Origin of the sequence: Flavobacterium sp. GCM10022190 (assembly GCF_042656445.1) — a bacterium.
Taxonomy (GTDB): domain Bacteria; phylum Bacteroidota; class Bacteroidia; order Flavobacteriales; family Flavobacteriaceae; genus Flavobacterium; species Flavobacterium nitratireducens.
In genome coordinates, this window is sequence record NZ_JBHSOQ010000003.1 from 629,058 (window position 1) to 648,162 (window position 19,105).

At 32.6% G+C, this 19,105-nt stretch carries 11 protein-coding genes; 1 reads left to right on the forward strand and 10 read right to left on the reverse strand.

Annotated features, from left to right (window positions below; all coding sequences use genetic code 11):
* Nucleotides 1-157 precede the first annotated feature (157 nt).
* The gene (locus ACFPTQ_RS12770) at nt 158-886 is read left to right on the forward strand and encodes a GntR family transcriptional regulator (RefSeq protein WP_379777917.1); all 729 of its coding nucleotides are present in this window, start codon (nt 158-160) and stop codon (nt 884-886) included.
* A gap of 38 nt (nt 887-924) precedes the next feature.
* Here ACFPTQ_RS12770 and ACFPTQ_RS12775 read toward each other — a convergent pair whose 3' ends face one another.
* The 10 genes from ACFPTQ_RS12775 to ACFPTQ_RS12820 all read right to left on the reverse strand — a co-directional run bounded on the left by ACFPTQ_RS12775 (nt 925) and on the right by ACFPTQ_RS12820 (nt 18,947).
* Nucleotides 925-3,087 carry a TIM-barrel domain-containing protein gene (locus ACFPTQ_RS12775; RefSeq protein ID WP_379777918.1) on the reverse strand — a complete coding sequence of 721 codons (2,163 nt, stop codon included), beginning with the start codon at nt 3,085-3,087 and terminating at the stop codon, nt 925-927.
* A gap of 65 nt (nt 3,088-3,152) precedes the next feature.
* Entirely contained in the window at nt 3,153-5,114 is a 1,962-nt protein-coding gene (locus ACFPTQ_RS12780; RefSeq protein WP_379777919.1) for a glycoside hydrolase family 97 protein, read from the reverse strand.
* A 344-nt stretch (nt 5,115-5,458) separates the two neighbouring features.
* Nucleotides 5,459-7,639 (reverse strand): GH92 family glycosyl hydrolase, encoded by a 2,181-nt coding sequence (locus ACFPTQ_RS12785; RefSeq protein ID WP_379777920.1) that lies wholly within the window; start codon nt 7,637-7,639, stop codon nt 5,459-5,461.
* A 27-nt stretch (nt 7,640-7,666) separates the two neighbouring features.
* Nucleotides 7,667-9,097 carry a glycoside hydrolase family 125 protein gene (locus tag ACFPTQ_RS12790; RefSeq protein ID WP_379777921.1) on the reverse strand — a complete coding sequence of 477 codons (1,431 nt, stop codon included), beginning with the start codon at nt 9,095-9,097 and terminating at the stop codon, nt 7,667-7,669.
* Nucleotides 9,098-9,347: 250 nt separating this feature from the next.
* A complete protein-coding gene (locus tag ACFPTQ_RS12795; RefSeq protein ID WP_379777922.1) occupies nt 9,348-11,156 on the reverse strand; it encodes a glycoside hydrolase family 2 protein in 1,809 nt (602 codons plus the stop codon).
* 15 nt (nt 11,157-11,171) lie between these two features.
* Nucleotides 11,172-11,861, reverse strand: a complete 690-nt coding sequence (locus ACFPTQ_RS12800) for an SGNH/GDSL hydrolase family protein (RefSeq protein WP_379777923.1) — start codon at nt 11,859-11,861, stop codon at nt 11,172-11,174.
* An 89-nt stretch (nt 11,862-11,950) separates the two neighbouring features.
* The gene (locus ACFPTQ_RS12805; RefSeq protein ID WP_379777924.1) at nt 11,951-13,135 is read right to left on the reverse strand and encodes a glycoside hydrolase family 76 protein; all 1,185 of its coding nucleotides are present in this window, start codon (nt 13,133-13,135) and stop codon (nt 11,951-11,953) included.
* A 67-nt stretch (nt 13,136-13,202) separates the two neighbouring features.
* Complete coding sequence (locus ACFPTQ_RS12810) at nt 13,203-14,315, reverse strand: SusE domain-containing protein (RefSeq protein WP_379777925.1); 1,113 nt, start codon at nt 14,313-14,315, stop codon at nt 13,203-13,205.
* A gap of 26 nt (nt 14,316-14,341) precedes the next feature.
* On the reverse strand, nt 14,342-15,964 hold the full coding sequence (locus tag ACFPTQ_RS12815) for a RagB/SusD family nutrient uptake outer membrane protein (protein WP_379777926.1): 1,623 nt from the start codon (nt 15,962-15,964) through the stop codon (nt 14,342-14,344).
* A gap of 10 nt (nt 15,965-15,974) precedes the next feature.
* Entirely contained in the window at nt 15,975-18,947 is a 2,973-nt protein-coding gene (locus ACFPTQ_RS12820) for a SusC/RagA family TonB-linked outer membrane protein (protein ID WP_379777927.1), read from the reverse strand.
* Between the last annotated feature and the right edge of the window lie 158 nt (nt 18,948-19,105).

Genomic DNA, 19,105 nt, shown 5'->3' on the forward strand with positions numbered 1-19,105 from the left:
CTAACAGAACAAAGAAAATAAATTAAATTAACTTCACAAAATATTTTTATGAATTATTAGAAAAAAAATTAGCTTTGCAACAGTAACAATACAAAGAATCCATTGGTTGTAAATAAATTACTGTCAACTAATTAATACTTTAACGAATTATCAATTAATGAAAATTACTCTAGACCATAAAAGTCACATTCCGCTACATTTTCAAATAGAAGAACAGCTTAGAGAAGCAATAACTAATGATAATTTACAAAATGGTGAGAAACTCCCAAACGAAATGGATCTTTCTAAGCAATTAGGAATATCCCGAAATACTTTAAGACAATCAATAAATAAGCTCGTTTACGAAGGTTTATTAGTTCGAAAAAAAGGAACAGGAACTTTTGTACAAAAAACAGGAATCACATCAAGAGCATCAAATTGGCTTAGTTTTTCACAAGAAATGAAAGCAATGGGATTAACCGCTAAAGATTATGAACTACATATAAGTTGGGTTCATCCTGATGAAAAGCTGTGTCGTTATTTTGATATTGATGAAGAAACAAAAATAATTAAACTGGAACGCTTAAGAGGTAGTGAAAAATATCCATTCGTTTTATTCATTTCTTATTTTAATCCTAGAATTGGACTAACAGGTGAAGAGGATTTTTCACGTCCATTGTATGAAATATTAGAAAAAGATTATAACACTGTAGCCAAACTTTCAAAAGAAGAAATTAGCGCCATTAGTGCACCCCAAGATTTAGCCGACAAACTAAAAATCAAAAGCGGTGATCCTTTGTTAAAAAGAAAACGATCAGTATATGATCCCGGAAATAGACCACTAGAATGGAATGTAGGATATTATAAAGCAGATAGCTTTACTTATTCTCTCGAATTTGAAAGATAATAAGTAAAGCTATCTGCTTGAAAATGTATGACAATTTCTTATTTTAAAGACACTACAACACCCTCTTTAAAAGAACCAAAGCCTGTGTATTTTTTCCCTTCTAAAAATAAATTGACATTTATTTTATCTAAATCTCCACTCACCTTTCTTTTGCCCTCAACATTGGAAATCTTTACTATCACTTTATTTCCTTTTTTCTGTGCGGTAAAATTCACTAAGGCATAATCTCCTTTTTCAAAACCAAAACCATCACCAGCATCTAAATACAACTCGCCTTTAGATTTTCCGTTTTTGTCTAAACAAACTAATAGGGTTAATGGATCAAATGAATTTTCTCCTGCATTTTGAATAATCTTTCCTGCTGGAACTATACTTCCTCCTTTAATACTAATCTTAGCCTGATATTTATCTTGCAAATCACCATCAACTAGACTAATTTCCTCCCAAATGCCAGTAGGAAGATTTGGATCTTGAGCAAATGCAGGAACAACTAAAAGGTTTTCACCTAATAAAAATGCTTGTTCTTCTCCTCTTAACTGAAGGTTTTTTGTATCTGCAAAAAAAACAGGAGCCATTACAGGCATTCCATTTTTAGTAGAATTGTAAAAAAGAGTATATAGATAAGGCAACATACGATATCTCCTTTCTAAAGCAATACGAGACGATTTTTCAATTTCTATACCGTAAGCCCAAGGTTCTTTATCATTTGTTCCGGCACAAGCATGACCACGAGCAAAAGGCATAAAAGCACCAAATCCAAGCCAGTTTGCCCATAAATCACCACTAGTATTACCTAAAAAACCACCAATATCTGGTCCATTAAAAGGTTGCCCAGATAATCCTAACGTAAGTGACATAGGCACAGACAATTTTAGATGTTCCATACTAGCGTAATTATCACCAGTCCATGTTGCCGCAAATCTTTGACCTCCTAGTAAATTGGATCTCGTAAGTAAAAATGGGCGTTTATCAGGATTCGTTTTTAAAATACCAGAATAAGACGCCTCGACCATCAATCTACCAAAAGCATTGTGATACAATAAATGAGGACCTGGGGACAAATTACCACCACCTTTATGAGGTGTATCATAAGGCATTGTTCCTAATCTATCTTTTTCAGGTAATTCATTATCATTGATTGCTGGCTCATTCATATCATTCCAAACACCATCGATTCCTGTACTTAAAAAATCTTTGTAGAGATTAGACCACCAATTTCTAACATTGGGCACCGTAAAATCAGGAAATACACAATCTCCTGGCCAAACTTTGCCATGATACTCTTCACCGTTATTCTTTCTTACCCAAACATCATTTTTAGTGCCAGATTGATAAATACTATAGTCCTTATCTACTTTCACACCAGGATCTATCATATAAACAGCTTTGAAACCTTTACTATGCAAATTATCATTCAATCGTTTTGGATTTGAAAATCGAATACTATCAAAAGTAAAAACTCGGTAACCTTGCATATAATCGATATCCATCCAAATGACATCACAAGGAATGTTTTTTTCTCTAAATGTATTGGCAATTTCCATCACGCGATTTTCACTATCATATGAAAAACGACATTGATGATAACCTAAAGTCCAACGAGCAGGTAACTTAATAGTTCCTGTTAATTCCGAAAGCCCTTTCAAAACTTCTTGCGGAGAACTTCTGTCAATAATATAAACTTTAAATAAAGCTCCTTCTGAATTAAATCTGATTTGATTTGAATTTGTAATCAATTCTGATTTCCATGTACTATCAAATATAATTCCGAAAGCAGTACCGTCTTTTCTAACACCCATAACCCATGGATGAGTTTGATACAAACGTTTACCGCCTTCAACACTATAAGCACCTGTATCAGTATTCCATAATTTTATGGTCTGACCATTTCGTAATAAAGGTCCTGTCACTTCTCCTCCTCCGTAAAGGCTAACTTCTCCATTTAGATTTAAAACAGCACTAGCTTTGTTATCATCAAAAATGAATTCAGGGAACAAAGACCAATTTGAAGGAACATCCCCTTTTGGAAAAAGTTCAGCCCTTAAAATTAGTGAGGGTGTCTTAGTGACATCAAAACCTTTTGGTACAAATTCAACAATTCTATCACCTACAAGTGATTTCTTTAGTAGCTGTACTTGTTGTGCTTCAATAAAATTTGCTACTGAAAGAACAACAATTGAAGCTATTAGTTTAAGATTCATCTTTCTTATATTTTTAAAACCCGAATATTAAATCGAGTATACCTTTCATTTAAAATTATATTTCACTATAATTCTTCTAAAACAGCAGTCCAACCACCATTTCTAGACATTTTAACATCAATAACAGTATTGTTATTAATAGTAAACGTCTTTTTTCTGTAATCCATAGCTTGATAACCTGCATTAATTCCATCTTCAAAAGAGGTAACTTTATAGGTTTTCCCTGCCTTTAAAAAATTTATATCTAGTTTGAAAGTTCTTTCTCTTTCGGCATTATTAGTAATACCTCCTATAAACCATTTATTAGCTTTTCTCTTAGCTACAATAGCATACTGTCCTAATTTGGCTTTTAACACTTTTGTTTCATCCCAAGTAGTTGGTACAGCTGTAATAAACTCGGTACATTCTTTTTCTCTGTAATACAGTGACGGATTATCAGCAAGCATTTGAATACCACTTTCAAAAACAACAAATAAAGCCATTTGATAAGCTCTCGTACCTATACTTGCAGAGTTAGGGCGCTCTGACCTATACACTTCAGGCTGCATACTAATCATTGCTCCTGGAGTATAATCCATGGCACCTACTGCATTTCGCATAAATGGAAAATACAAACTATTATCTGGTTTACAACCATCCATATATTCCATACCTCTAACTCCCTCATAAGAAATTAAATTAGGATATTTATATTCTAAACCTGCAGGTTTAAATGCTCCATGAAAATCAACTAGAATCTGATATTTTGCCGCTTCTTTTATAACTTTTTCGTAAAATTGAACCATAACTTGGTCATTTCTATCCATAAAGTCAATTTTCACACCAGATATGCCCCATTCTTTAAAAGTTTTAAAAAGCTCCATGTTTCTATCTACTGTTAACCATGTAAGCCACAACACAATACCAACTTTCTTTTCTTTACCATATCTAATTAATTCTTTTACATCAACATTAGAGTTGGGTATGTAAGGATTTGTAGTTGAATTAGCCCAACCCTCATCCATGATGATGTATTTAATACCATATTTAGATGCAAAATCAATATAATATTTATAAGTATCTAAATTATATCCAGATACAAAATTAACATCTGGACCATAAGGTGTGGCACCATTCCACCATTCCCAACTAGCCTGACCTGGTTGTATCCATGAACTATCTTTTATTTCACTTTTAGGAGCTAACTTTAAAGTCATGGTGTTTTCTACTAGTTTTTTATCCTCTTTTGCTATTACAAAATAACGCCAAGGAAAATTTCTACTTCCAGTAGTTTTTGCAATGTAATTTGCCTCTTCTAAAATTTTTAGACTACGATCGCCATCTGGACCAAATTCGGTTGGAACTTTTGGGAATACCGCTTTAATATTTTTACCGTTTCCTTTCAAAAACATACATGGATAATCGGAAAGATCTGATTCGCTAATTAATATTTTGTATTTATTTTTAGAATCCACTAAAAATGGAAGCGTTGCCATCTTAGCAGATGCTGTCCAATCTTTTACATTAGATTTAGAATAGTATTCTTCTTGATTACTTTTATAACTATCAGCTTGTTGTAAAACCAATAAATCTTCATTAGGTAAGTTTAATGAAAAATCTTCATTAACGACTTCGATATCACCTTTTTTAGCAGTAATAAATCGATAAGCTATTCCTTCATCAAAAGCCCTGAACTCAACCGAAAAACCATCTTTAAAATTTAGAATCAAAAAGTTATAAATATTAGGTACTGATGAAAATTTAAGTGGCACTACTGGCTTCAAAACTTCATTAACTTTACCTGATTTAGCATTGATTAGTTTCGGATTTAAACCCAGAGTTTCATTTTTTAGTATTAATCCTAGATGATTCTTAGAAGTTAATTCTTCATTTCCTGAACGAATGGAATAGTAAATTTTATCACCTAAACTTACTACTGCCTTTAATTCTCCATTAGGAGATGTTACTTCAAAATTTGTTTTTTGTGAGTACACAACAGCCGAAAATAAAAATAGTACTGCAAGTACAATTACATGATTGTTTTTCATATTTTTTGGTTTGGTTATTTTAAAAAAAAGAAAATTTTGAGAATTGTACGAAACAAAAAATCACGATTTACAACTGTATCTCATAAATCAAATCAGATCTGATTTAAAGTTTATAAACCTAATTTAAACTCAAAACATTCTTTTTATTGTTTGCTAAAGTAGTACTTAGTTCCATCAATTGAAGCCCCATTTTGTTTCATAATTGTGTTGAAATGATGCGTCAAACACAGAAAAACAAACAAAAAAGGAAGATTTAGGCTCAAAAAAACCACTCCTTTAAAACGGAAAAAATTTAATGCCATCTAACTACAGAAGGCTATTAAAAAAAATAGCCTTCTATAACATTATTGGGTTAACACCTCAACAGTTGCTCCTTTATTAAACAAAGTATGAGGAATAAAATAACTATCAATTTTTTTCCCATCTACTGTAATGGCTTTTAAATTTCTTTTCTTGTTAGCATTTTTAATTATAAGCTTTTTCCCTTCGGGTGTAGTCCAAGAAACCTCATCAAAAATAGGAACTGTAACAATGTATTCAGGATCAGCAGGAGACAGAGGATAAAGTCCTAAAGCTCCAAAAACATACCACGAAGACATTTCACCTGCATCGTCCATTCCACTCATCGCTAACTTTTCAGGACCAATACCGTACATGGTTTCTAAAATCTCATCGATTCTGGCCTGTGATTTTTCAGGTTTATTTATAAAATAATAAGAAAACGGTGCCTCATGAGCTGGTTGATTACCATGACAATATTGACCTATAAAACCAGAAATGTTCCAAGCTATATAGTTAGGATTCCATGGTTTAGTAAAAAACTCATCTAATTTTGCTTCAAATGGTTTAACTCCCCCGTATAATTCAACTAATCCCTTCATGTCATGTGGAACAAAGAAAGATAAATTCCAGGCATTTGCCTCTCTATACATGTATTCATAATAAGGAAACTCAGGATTGAATGGTGTAATATATGTCCCATCAGCTAATCTTCCTCTCATAAAAGTACTTGATTTATCAAAGACATTCACGTAATTTTTAGCACGTGTAGACAAGTCTTTAAAGTGTTCGGTATCGTTTAATTCTTTAGCTAATAAAGAAAGTGCATAATCATCGTAAGCATACTCCAAAGTTTTTGTAACACCAGCATTTGCTTTGGTTTCGATAGTTGGATTTTTAATATCTTGCTCAGGAACATATCCTTTTTCAATATATTTCAAAATATGAGGTCTTGTTCCTCCTTCTTTGTATGCGTTATTTAGTAGTAATTGATACGCTTTTTTAACATCATAATTACGAATTCCTCTCATATAAGAACCTGCAATAAAAGAAGCCGCATGATCTCCATGGAAAAAAGTAGGCATAAAACCTTTAATTTCTCCCTCATTAATCATTGAGCTAATAATATCTCCAGTTACCTTAGGGGAGAAGATACTTAATAGAACCAACTTATTTCTGTAGTCGTCCCAAAGTGAAGGCAAAGTATAATAGTGGTAAGATTCCTTTCTAACTTTTCCAGCTTCATCTCTAAATTGACCGTTTACATCACTTCGTAAAGCAGGCCATAAAAAAGAACGGTATAACATACTGTAAAACATCACATTTTGTTGTTCATTACCGCCTTTTACCTGAATTTTCGAAAGTAAATTTTCCCATTCATTACTACCTTCTTCAAAAATTTTAATGAAATTTTTGTTTCCAACTTCAGCTTTTAAATTTTCAGCAGCATTTTCAACACTTACAAATGACAAGGCTATTTTAACAGTCACAGCTTTAGTATCCGTGTTTTTAATATGTAATAAAGAATAACCTCCACTTTTACCAATATTATTGATATCTATTTTATCAATAGGACTACTTAAAGTTGCATAAAAATATATTTTCTCTCCACCTGTTCTTTGAAAACCACTAACTATGTTTTCCCCTACTTGTTTAATTTGCCAATCATCAACATTATTATTTGCCTTACCCAAGTCAAACAATACCTTTCTATCCTTATTATTCTTGAAAGTATACTCGTGAATTCCACATCGAAGTGTAGAAGTTAATTTTACTTTAACCTGATAATCATCCAAATAAACTTCGTAATAAGCAGGACTCGCTTTTTCTTTACTATGACTAAAACTTGATTTATATGGAAAAGTGGCACCTTTAGACACGGGTAAAATAGGGATATGACATAAATTCCAGTGTCCTTTATTAGTATGAGTAAATCCTAAAATATTTGAATCTTCATACTCATAACCAGCTCCTGATCTATATTTAGTCATTGGACTCAATTGCACCATAGCATTAGGTACAGATGAACCCGGAAATACTAGACCTGCCCATACCCTCATGTCTGCTGGCGGAGTATAACCAATTATTTTAGTATCCAAAAGTGGAGCCGTTCCGATAAACGGGTTAACTAAAGCTGTATATTTTCCTTTTGCTAATCCTCCTCCTGATTTTTGCGCTACTGAATCATAGCAAAAAAAAGACATAAAAAGAGCTGCAAGAACAATATTCTTGTTAAAAAGCATCATTTAAGAGATATTTAAATTATTAAAATACTAAAGTTCTAATAGCTTCGGATTTGTTTTATAGGTATCCCATAATAATTCACCAAATAGAGTATTAGTCCAAGCAAACCATGATCTTGTAAAATTTTTAGCATCATCTTTATGGAATGATTCATGCATAAAACCAGTATCGCCATGAGAAGCTTTTAACATCTTTATACATTCTTTAATTTCATTTGGATCTTTGGTAGTATAAGCTCTCATAACTAATGACATTGGCCAAATCATATCCATACCTACATGAGGACCTCCAACACCTTCTGCTACTTTTCCTTTGAAGAAAAACGGATTGTCTTCAGACAAAATAAATTTTCTAGTATTTTGATAAATTGGATTATTCATATCTATAGCATCTAAATAAGGAAGACTTAGTAAACTAGGTACATTAGAGTCGTCCATAAGCAAATGTCCACCAAAACCATCTACTTCAAAAGCATAAATATCACCGTATTTGGGATGTTTTACCACTCCATACTCTTTAATAGCGTTATCTACTTCCTCAGCTAAAGCTTTTAATTCTTTAGCAAAAGCATAATCCTTTTTAATTGTTTCAAGCATTTCAGCTGCTTGTTTTAAACTAACTACGATAAAGAAATTAGAAGGAATTAAAAACGAAAATACTGTTGCATCATCACTAGGTCTGAAAGCAGAACAAACTAATCCTACTGGTTTTACAGGATAACCATAACCTTTAAGCGGTCTAGTATCCGTTGCAAACTGAGTAGTTCTTTGAAAAGTATAAGGATTGGATCCGTTTTTTTGTTGTTGATCTTTAAAAACTTTTAGAGTCGATTGAATTGCTTTTACCCAATTTTCATCAAAAGGAGATGTATCACCTGTATTTTTCCAATAATTATATGCTAATCGAATTGGGTAACAAAGTGAATCAATTTCATATTTTCTCTCATGAACTCCAGGTTTCATATCAGTATGATCTGTTGTCCACTCTCCTTTTTTACTTGGATCATTATAAAAAGCATTTGCATAAGGATCCTTAAGAATATATTCGGTTTGTCTATTGATAACACCTGCAATTAAATTTTTCAATTTAATATCTTTATTAGCAAAAGCCATATATGGCCATACCTGAGCAGAACTATCTCTTAACCACATTGCATCAATATCACCAGTAATTACATAAGTATCTGGTCTACCATTTTTTTGAGAATAAGTAACGGTTGTATCTAATGTATTTGGAAAACAATTATTAAATAACCATCCTAACTCTTTATCTTTTACATTCTTTTGAAATTCTATAATTGTTTTTTCAATAAATTCACTTTGAAAATTTCTTTTACTTTTTTCAACTCGAACAATAGGAAAATCAAAATTTGTATTTGTTTTTGCTATAATTTCCATAGGATCAATTAAAGCTAAACTACTGAATAAGGCTGTATTTTGGATAAATTTTCTTCTCTGCATTTTATTTAAATTTATAAATGGATATTTATTCTTTTCATTTGTTAATTTATAGGTACGTCTTCATTTTATATGCCGCTATTCTTTTTTAAAATATTTTGCCCTTTAGTTTTTAAAGGCAACTCTAAAGTGAATGTTATTTATATATGAATTCAATTTCAACATAATCCAAACATACTTTAGATACAATTCACTATCTTAATTTTAAAAAAGTAAGTTTATAAAATTTAACGTGGTAATAAATCTATCTAATTTAATTATTGATAGCGTTTATAACTTCTTTGTTAATACGTTTTACTTCCGAAAAATTCATTTTATCTACTTTTCGATCGTAAGTCATAAAACCATTCACTTCCCCTTCTACATCGGTGGTTTGAGTATAAACAGCTGCCGAGTAACCTGTTTTAGAAAGTTTTTTTAACTGCTCTGCATATTCAATGTATTTGGCAGTTGTTTCTCCTATGTTTTTGAATTGAACATAACCCCAATTCCTATCTGTTTGCCATAAATGTCCCTCTACAGGAAAACCAATTCCTCCATATTCACCTAAAACAGTAATTCTCTGAGCATCATATAATTTCAATTCAGGCCCTGGATAATGATGAATGTCTAAAATATCACCTGTTTGAAAATGGTTACCTCCGCTTGATGAATTTACTAGCCTGCTAGGATCATATTTTTTAGTCCATTCTGTAATCTCAACTGTTTTAAACTGTCCCCAAGCTTCATTAAACGGAACCCAAACTACAATACTCGGGTAAGAATAAAGATAATCCATAATTTCTTTCCATTCTTTTCTATATGTGCTTTCGGACTGAGCGGTTCTTTTTAATTCTGTTCCTTCAAAATAATTATGCATTTGCCATATTGGACTAGCATCACCGCTTGGCATATCTTGCCATACTAATATCCCCATTTTATCACAATGTGTATACCATCTAGCAGGTTCTACTTTAACATGTTTTCTAATCATATTAAAACCTAACTCTTTAGTTTTAACAAGATCATATTTTAAAGCCTCATCGGTTGGTGCTGTGTACAAGCCATCAGGCCACCATCCTTGATCAAGAGGTCCAAATTGAAAACAATCTTTATTATTCAATTGCATTCGTACAATTCCCATCTTATCTCTCTTTGAAGCTATTTTTCGCATAGCAAAATAACTTTTTACCTCATCAATAACTTTAGTTCCATTGAGAAGTTTTACTTTTATATCATATAAAAATGGTGAATCAGGCGACCATAATTTAGGTTCAGATAAAATAATATTGATAGGCTGACTAGCAACAGCACTTTCTTTAGCAACTATTTTATTTCCATCTAAAACTGTAATTTCAACAACATCGCTTGGATTAATTCCCTCAACTTCTGTTGCAATAGAAACCGAATTATGATCAATATCAGGATTGGTACGCAAATTAGCTATGTGTTTCTTGCTTACTGGCTCTAACCAAACCGTTTGCCAAATTCCTGTAACAGGTGTATACCAAATCCCTTCCGGGTTTTTAACTTGTTTCCCTCTTGGTTGCGGACCATCGCTAGTAGGATCCCAAACTTTAACAACTAACTTTTGATTTGTCCCTTTTAAAAAAGGAGTAATATTAAAACAAAAAGGAGTAAAACCTCCAGTATGCGTACCTACTTTGATATCATTTATCCATACTTCTGTTTTCCAATCTACGGCACCGAAATGAAGTAAAATATCTTTACTTTTCCAACTATTATCTACAGTAAAATTAGTTTCGTACCAAATCTCATTTTCAGAACCTACTGTTTTCATTACGCCTGAAAGACTAGATTCAACTGCAAAAGGCACAAGGATTTTTCCTTGGTAAGCTTTAGGAGCAACTTTTCCCACAGCTTGAATAGTATAGTTCCACAAACCATTAAGATTTTTCCATTGGGTTCTTTCCATTATTGGACGAGGATACTCTGGAAGTGTATTTTGAGGATTTACTTCTTCTGCCCATTTGGTTTTTAATTTATTGCCTTGTGGTTGCCATTGAGCAAGAACAGATAAACCAATAAATAGCAATACTAAAGTTGTTAAGTTTTTTTTCATTGTTTGTTTTTATTATTATTTTTTTGGGGAAAGTTTTGCGATAGCTGATGAAATAAGTTGTTCCATTATGGCATATCCCTTAGCATTAGGATGAACTCCATCTTCACCTAATTCATTTTTTAATCCCTGAGATTGATTAACCATTGGGGTATAATAATCTACAAAAGTTATATTGTGTTCTTTTGCGTATTTCTTAAGCATCAAATTAAGTTCAACAACTTTAGGAGCAGGATTTATTTGGGGTCTCCAAGGAAATGCTGCTGCAGGCAATACTGTGCACATAATTACTTTAATACCATGTACTTTTGCCAATTCGGCCATAGTAAAAATATTAGTTGCCGTTTCTTCCAAAGTCATCGGACCAGTATTTTGTGCAATATCATTAATACCGGCAAGTATAACTACAACTGAAGGTTTAAGATTTATCACATCTTGTTTAAATCGTAATACCATTTGTGGTGTAGTTTGACCACTAATACCTCTGTTAATATAAGGTTTGTCTTTAAAAAAATCGGGACTCAACCTAGACCAACCCTCTGTTATCGAATTGCCCATAAAAACTACTCGTTTCTCGTTGGCTTTAGGTTCTTTCAATTGACTATTTTCTTTTTTATAACGTTCAAGATTTGCCCAATCCTGTCCTTGACCATTTTGAATCATTAAAACAAGAAAAAAGAAAAGGTAAATAATTTTTGTATTACTCATTCTATATTTTTTAGGGTTAGAAATATATTGATAAAACCTGCAGACATAAATGCCTGCAGGTAATACCTCTACTAACCAAACTAATTATTTTAATTAAAAAAACCTTCTTTGTTTAATTTTGCTGCAGCTTCAATTAACATTACGCCACTTAACTGAGTAGTAAGATCTGTCTTTGCTCCAACTACAGGTGCAACTTTCCAATTGTTACCACAAAACATTGTTGGTCTTGAAATACCATATCTATATAAGGTTTGCGCATTATATTTCAAGAAATTAGCGAAATTTTTTCTATCAGTACTACTAATGGCAGGATGTGCGATTAGCTCAGTGAAATAACGAACTAAAATACCCTTGAATAAACCTCCATCTCCCTGACCTTCATCTCTTAACAATCCTTGTGAAAGTAATTTAGGACTTACTAAAACAGATCTTCCTGATTTTAGAGCATCATTAAGATAAACAGGATCATTAGTTACATTATACAATCTTAATGCAGCTCCAATCCAAGTACCCATGTTATAGGTAAAAACCCAGTCCTTATTAGTTACTACAACATTATTTTGCTCAGAAATATTATCCCATACAATTCCTGTTACTGGATCTACTAGATTATTTTTTTGCCATTCATAAATTTTCTTGGCCCATACTAAATCCTCTGGATTATTTTCAATCGCATAAAGTCTTAATGCTATAATTGCAGCAGGTGCATTAGATACCGCATTTTTCTGTCTTGGTGTATCTTGTTTCCAAGTAATACCTCCACCAAAAACATTATCACTCCAACTTAATTTAATTATACCCCATAAATATTTAGCAACATCTTTATATTCTTGATCGTTTGTTGCTTCATAAGCTCTTAAACTTGAAAGGGCAAGCCAAATCATATCATCATTAAAAACATTATTGTATGTATTCCCATTTTTAACTTTAATACCTTGCAATAATGCTTTCATTTTAGTAACATAATTTGCATCCTTAGTTCTCAAATAACCATCAACAAGAACATCCAGAGCATGAGCATTTGGCCAATAATGAAAAGTATTACTTCCAGTATTATTTTCCACAAATGTGCCATTAGACCCTAAATAGTTATTATAAGTAGAGAGTTGTAATGAATCAGCTGTTTTTTCCCAAGTGTAATTAATTTGTTTTCCCCCACTTGTATTGGGATCTCTTAAGGGTATTGGATTATCCTCGCAGGACACAAAAAGAGAGGCTAATCCAACTAAACCGCCCAAAAAGAGACTATTTCTTTTTGAAATATATTTATTCATAATATGATTCTTTTTTAGAATAGCGTCTCTCAAGATTTAGCTAAAAGAGACGCCATTTAGATTATGTTTATAAAATAGTAAAACTATGCGTGTAAGCTGGTACAGTAGCGCTGAAATTAATTTGAGCATTTACATTTTTATTATCTACAGCTCCATCAAATTTAAATGTGTTATCCCAGCGATCGTTTGTTACTGGAACCATATACCAATACAATGCTGCTGTATTAGAGTTAGGTCTGTTATTATCTCTGTTTACACTTCCATACCATTCTTCTCCTCCAGCTACAGTAAATTTAAATTTATAACGCTCGTCTCTTCCCCAAGATTCTTGTCTAAATACAATAGATTTATTATCTGCTTTCCAGATTCCACCACCTGAATAGGTATATTCGAAAAGGAAAACCCCATTTGGTGCAAACCATAGCTCAACCTTTTGAATTTCAGTCATTGTAACTGAACCATCAGCAAAATTCACTTTAATACGATATACTTTTGCAGCACCCTCAACAGTAGTAGAACCATCTGGTTTTAACTTTGTTCCGTTAACATAAAAAACTTCAGGTGTACCATTTTTTCTAGTAATAAATTTATAAGTACCAGCTTGTAATTTCGTGTAGATTTCAAAAGTAGAAGTTCCAGTTTTCTTAAAAGGTAGCGCATTTGCAACGACATCTCCAGATTCTGAGGCCGTACCTGTTATAAATAATTGATCAGGTGTAGGGAATCCACTTGGTCTTAATACTTCAATAATTCCAGATGCTTCCGATTTTTTTATATTAACTCCTTTAGAAGAATAAACAGTCCATTTTAATTTACCAATAGCTTCTGTTTGAATACCAGCCAAACCAGCAATTTTATTTAAATCAGCAAAAGAAAGGTTTAATGTTTTTTGAAAACCTTTACCGTCTGATGGCATAATGTAAACAGGATTAGAAAAATCACCGTCTACACGATCAAAAACTACATCATAAAGTACTACTCCATTATCTTCCGCTTTAGCACCTTCCCATTCAAAAACGGCTGAACTTTGCGCATTTAAATCAAAAAACTTATTGTTTGCAGGGGCATATAATGTGTTCACTGCACTAACATTTGTACTACTCATTGTTTCGTCGTTATCACAACTTACAAGAAATATTCCGCAGAATACCATTAAGAATTTTAAAAATATATTTTTCATTGTATTGTATTTTTTTGTTGATTAAATTACCAGTTAGGATTTTGAGATAAATTAGGATTAACCAAGCGTTCATCTCTTGGTATAGGCCATAAATAGTGTTTGTCTGGATCAAAAGTTCTTAAATTGACTCTTAAATAACCATTATCTACAGAAAGCACACCAAATCTTGCACCATGCGCATATCCATTTAAAACATCTTCTGCAATTTTCCATCTTCTGATGTCAAAGATGCGAAGCCCTTCCATACCAAATTCTGTACGCCTTTCATTTCTAATAATTTCACGGTAACCTTGTTGCCCTAATGAAGCATTAAAAGTTAAAGCTGCTGCGTCAGTAAATCCGGCACGTGCTCTTACAGCTCTTACAGTTGCATTCCAAACAGTATTATCCATTTGATTTAATTCATTCTTTGCTTCAGCATACATTAATAAAATATCTGCATAACGAATCAACATTAAATTCAAACCTGATTGTAAAGAAGTTAAATGCTGGATGTCGTAATATTTACGAGTGTAATACCCTGTAGTTGTTTTTGATGAACCTTGAGCATATTCATTTGGAGCCTCTTGATTTGGATCGGTACCAGGTTTAATATAAATTACACTATTCCCATTAGGACCTGTCCAATTGTATCTATCATAAACTACAGTAGCTGTTAGTCTTGGATCCCTATTTATATAAGGATTGTTCTCATCATATCCTGAGCCAGATTCATTAATTTTCTTCCCATTAAGCATTAAATAACTATCCACCAATTCTTGCGTTGGAGCTAGACCATTTAATCTCGCTCCTGCAGAAATAGGAGCCATATCAAAAAATTCCCCCCACATTCTGAATTGAGGTACATATTGTAAACTTAAAATATCCTCACTATTGTATTCATTTTGCTGTTGAAACAAACCTGAATATGATGGAAAAAGAGCATATTGCCCATAATTCATATTCATAAACTCTTGTGTCAAGTTTACTACTTCTTGCCATCTATTTTCATACAAAAGTACTCTGGCTTTTAAAGCAACTGCAGCCCCCATAGTAATTCTACCTCTTTCCGCTTGTGGCAAAGTATTATTTTTAGGAAGAGTTGGTATAATATCATCAAGCTCATCTAAAATAAATTGAACAACTTCTGCATGTGAAGTCCTCGTCATTGTTAATGCTTCTTGAAGTTGAAGATCTTTCTTAACTAAAGGAATATCACCAAACCAAGTTGTTAATTGAAAATGTTGAAATGCTCTTAGAAATCGAGCTTCAGCAATCATACGCTCAATTACAGCAGGATCTGCATTAGGTACACGATTTATATTTTCTAATAACAAATTACAAGTTTTGATACCTCCATATCTACTATTCCACTCTTCTTTAAATCTTCCTAAAGAAGCATCATAATTTCCGGCCGCAATTGAAGCTACCCCCGCATTATCTCCTCTTCCATTATAAGCATTATCAGACAAAGCTTCGTTATAAAAGAAATATTGACTATTCTGCATTTGCGAATAAGCCGTATTTAGAAGAGTTTGCGCTTTACTAACACTGGACCAATAATTTGAATCGGTAAACTGATTCTCAGGTGCAAGTTCTAGTTTTTCACAACTTACCAATAACAGAAAAGCTACTGGTATAAATTTGATTTGTTTTATTATCTTTTTCATTTTATATTTTTTAGAAGCTAATATCAATACCTAATCCGTAATAAACTTGTGTCGGATAGGCTCTTCCGCTGTTTCCTCCAGAAGGCCCCATACTATTATTAAATTCTGAAAGTTCAGGATCTACAAACTTAACTTTAGACAAAGTCAATAAGTTTTGTCCAGAAACATACATACGGAAAGAACTCATTCCTATACCTTTAACAACGCTATCTGGTAATGAATATCCTAATTGTATATTTTTAAGTCTCGCATAAGCACCGTCATATAAATACATATCTGAACCTCTTCTAAAGTTATTTGTATTAGATTGGGTTCCATTATTAGCTAATCGTGGGTATCTAGCATCTGTATTTTGAGGTGTCCAATAATCCAATTGATGAGTATACATTGTCATACCGTAATTATAATGGAATGGTTCAACCAATTCCCCTCTGATCATCATAGTTCTTTTTCCTACCCCTTGAATAAACATGCTAAAATCAAAATTTTTGTAATTCAAATTATAGGTTAAGCCATAAGTATATCTAGGAAAAGGGTTACCAAATACAAATCGATCATTATCATCAATCTTACCATCTTTATTCAAATCTACGTAACGATTATCGCCTGGTTGAACCAAAATTCCTTCAGGTACTGCTGCACCTTGAATTTCTTCGATGTTTTGAAAATATCCATCACGCTTTAAAGCCACATAAGAATTGAATGGTAATCCTTCACGAAGTAAAACTTGAAGTTCTTCAACTCCAGTTAATCTCTCTTGCCCATTAAAATCAAGAACTTTATTTTTAGAATCACCTATATTAACGCTGACACTATGATTCAATATCTTCCCTTTGTGTCTGTAAGTTGCACTTACTTCCCATCCCCTGTTACCTACTTTACCAGCATTAAAATTAGGAAGTCCTGTTCCAAAAACACCCGGAACCTGTGGAGGTACAAGAATATCTGAAGTGACTTTATTGAAATAATCAAAAGTTACCCCTAATGCTCCTTTAAAGAAATCAGCATCAACACCAACATTGAATGTGGCTGCTTTTTCCCATTGAATATCAGGATTAGCAAAATTAAAACCAGTACCACTAACTACATTATTATCAAAACCATATGCATTTTGAAATGTAAAATAAGTAGTTTGATATTGATAGTTACCTACATTTTGATTTCCAAGCACACCATAAGAAGATCTAATTTTTATATTACCTACTTTATCTCTGTAACTTTCCATAAATTTTTCTTTTGTTAGGCCGTACCCTAAAGTAACAGAAGGAAAGAATCCCCATCTTTTCTCATCTCTAAACTTAGATGAACCATCATATCTAAAGCTAAATTCAGCAAAGTATTTCTCATCAAAATCATAAGTAGCACGTCCAAAAAGTGAATTCAAACTGTTTTTTGAAGAACTACTATTCGAATTATAAGAACCTGGCTGAATTACTGTTTCTGTAATTGGAGTACCGAGGTCTGGATCAGTAAACTTTCTAAAAACACCTATTCCTCTATCAGCATGATTTTCATTGGAATAACCTATTAATGCTCCAACACTATGAACTCCTGCAAACGATTTATTGAATTCTAACATAAATTGCGTATTCAAATCAAGACTTTTTCTTGACTCATCTCGAGTATCTCTGTCTGCTCCATAAACTCCCATAGGTATAAACTTAACCTCTTTTACTCTTGAAAACATACTTCCAGACCATGAACGTCCTCCAAAAACAGATTTAAATTTTAAAAAGTCCGTTATTTTTAATTCCGCATTTAAAGCAATAAAAACATCATCATTATCATAATTTCTAAATCCTCCTTTTTCTAAAATACCTAATGAATTAAATTGTTGCAAAATATCATTAGTCAAATAATTTCCTTGCTCATCTTTTTGGGTATAATATAAAGGAACTCTAAAAGAATCTACCATTAATATAGAGGTATTTGATGAGTGATCTTTAATAAATTGTTTTGAATACCCTAATGTCGTTGCTAATTTAAAACGACCAAATTCATTGGTTAGATTCACTCTCAAATTATAACGTTCCATCCCTTTTTTAGGACCAACAAAATTACTTTGTTGATCTAGATACCCCAGAGAAACGTGATAAGTTGAATTATCACTTCCACCTGATAAAGCTAAATTTTGATTAAATTGAAATGCAGGCTTTACAATCTCTTCTGCAAACCATTCCGGATCACCATTAGCTTTCATAGCTGCTATTTGACTTGCTGTAAAAACCCCCGTTGATTCACCTGAATTAAAAGCAGCCTCATTTCTAAGCATCGCATTTTCATAACCTTTTACTGGTTTTGTAAAGAAATATGGGTCATTATAACCAGCCAAAGTACTAAACTGTATAGACAATGGCTTGTTCTTACCTCCTTTTTTAGTAGTAATCAACACCACTCCATTACTAGCTCTAGAACCATAAATAGCCGCACTACCCGCATCTTTTAATACAGAAACATTTTCAATATCTGCAGGATTCAAAGAATTGATATCTCCTCCTACAATTCCATCAATTACAATTAACGGACTATTATTTCCCAGTGTACTAATACCTCTAATATTAATATTCAATCCTGCTCCAGGTTCTGAATTGGTTTGTTGAATAATTAAGCTGGCAGCCTTACCTTGTAATGCCTGAGCTGCATTAACATTGGCTCTTCCCTCGAAATCTCTGCTCCCTACATTATCCATAGCAGCAATAACTTTACGCTTCTTTTGCGTACCATAACCCACTACTACAACTTCTTCCAAAGAGGCAACATCCGAATCCATAGAAACGTTAATTTCTTTTCTTCCATTAACTTTTACATCAACTGGTTTAAAACCCAACATTGTAAAACGTAATGTTGTATTACTATCATCTACAACTATGGTATATCGCCCGTCAAAATCAGCATTAGCACCATTCTTAGGATTATTAACGTCTATTACAGACACCCCAGGTAAAGACAACTGATCTGATTTAGAAACAACAACTCCAGTCACTTGTATTTTTTGACTTTGAGCGAATGAATAAAAACACCCAAAAAGACTAAGAATACCAGTAAATAAAAAACGCACAAGAATTTTTTTTTCCCTTCTGCAATTTGATTCTTTAATCATAATTTTTTTTAGTTATTAGTTAAAACATAATTTGTATTAAA

What these genes read in the sequence shown, in the direction of transcription:
- ACFPTQ_RS12770 (WP_379777917.1), top strand. Translation starts at nt 158, where the DNA reads ATGAAAATTACTCTAGACCATAAAAGTCACATTCCGCTACATTTTCAA.
- ACFPTQ_RS12775 (WP_379777918.1), bottom strand. Translation starts at nt 3,087, where the DNA reads ATGAATCTTAAACTAATAGCTTCAATTGTTGTTCTTTCAGTAGCAAAT.
- ACFPTQ_RS12780 (WP_379777919.1), bottom strand. Translation starts at nt 5,114, where the DNA reads ATGAAAAACAATCATGTAATTGTACTTGCAGTACTATTTTTATTTTCG.
- ACFPTQ_RS12785 (WP_379777920.1), bottom strand. Translation starts at nt 7,639, where the DNA reads ATGATGCTTTTTAACAAGAATATTGTTCTTGCAGCTCTTTTTATGTCT.
- ACFPTQ_RS12790 (WP_379777921.1), bottom strand. Translation starts at nt 9,097, where the DNA reads ATGCAGAGAAGAAAATTTATCCAAAATACAGCCTTATTCAGTAGTTTA.
- ACFPTQ_RS12795 (WP_379777922.1), bottom strand. Translation starts at nt 11,156, where the DNA reads ATGAAAAAAAACTTAACAACTTTAGTATTGCTATTTATTGGTTTATCT.
- ACFPTQ_RS12800 (WP_379777923.1), bottom strand. Translation starts at nt 11,861, where the DNA reads ATGAGTAATACAAAAATTATTTACCTTTTCTTTTTTCTTGTTTTAATG.
- ACFPTQ_RS12805 (WP_379777924.1), bottom strand. Translation starts at nt 13,135, where the DNA reads ATGAATAAATATATTTCAAAAAGAAATAGTCTCTTTTTGGGCGGTTTA.
- ACFPTQ_RS12810 (WP_379777925.1), bottom strand. Translation starts at nt 14,315, where the DNA reads ATGAAAAATATATTTTTAAAATTCTTAATGGTATTCTGCGGAATATTT.
- ACFPTQ_RS12815 (WP_379777926.1), bottom strand. Translation starts at nt 15,964, where the DNA reads ATGAAAAAGATAATAAAACAAATCAAATTTATACCAGTAGCTTTTCTG.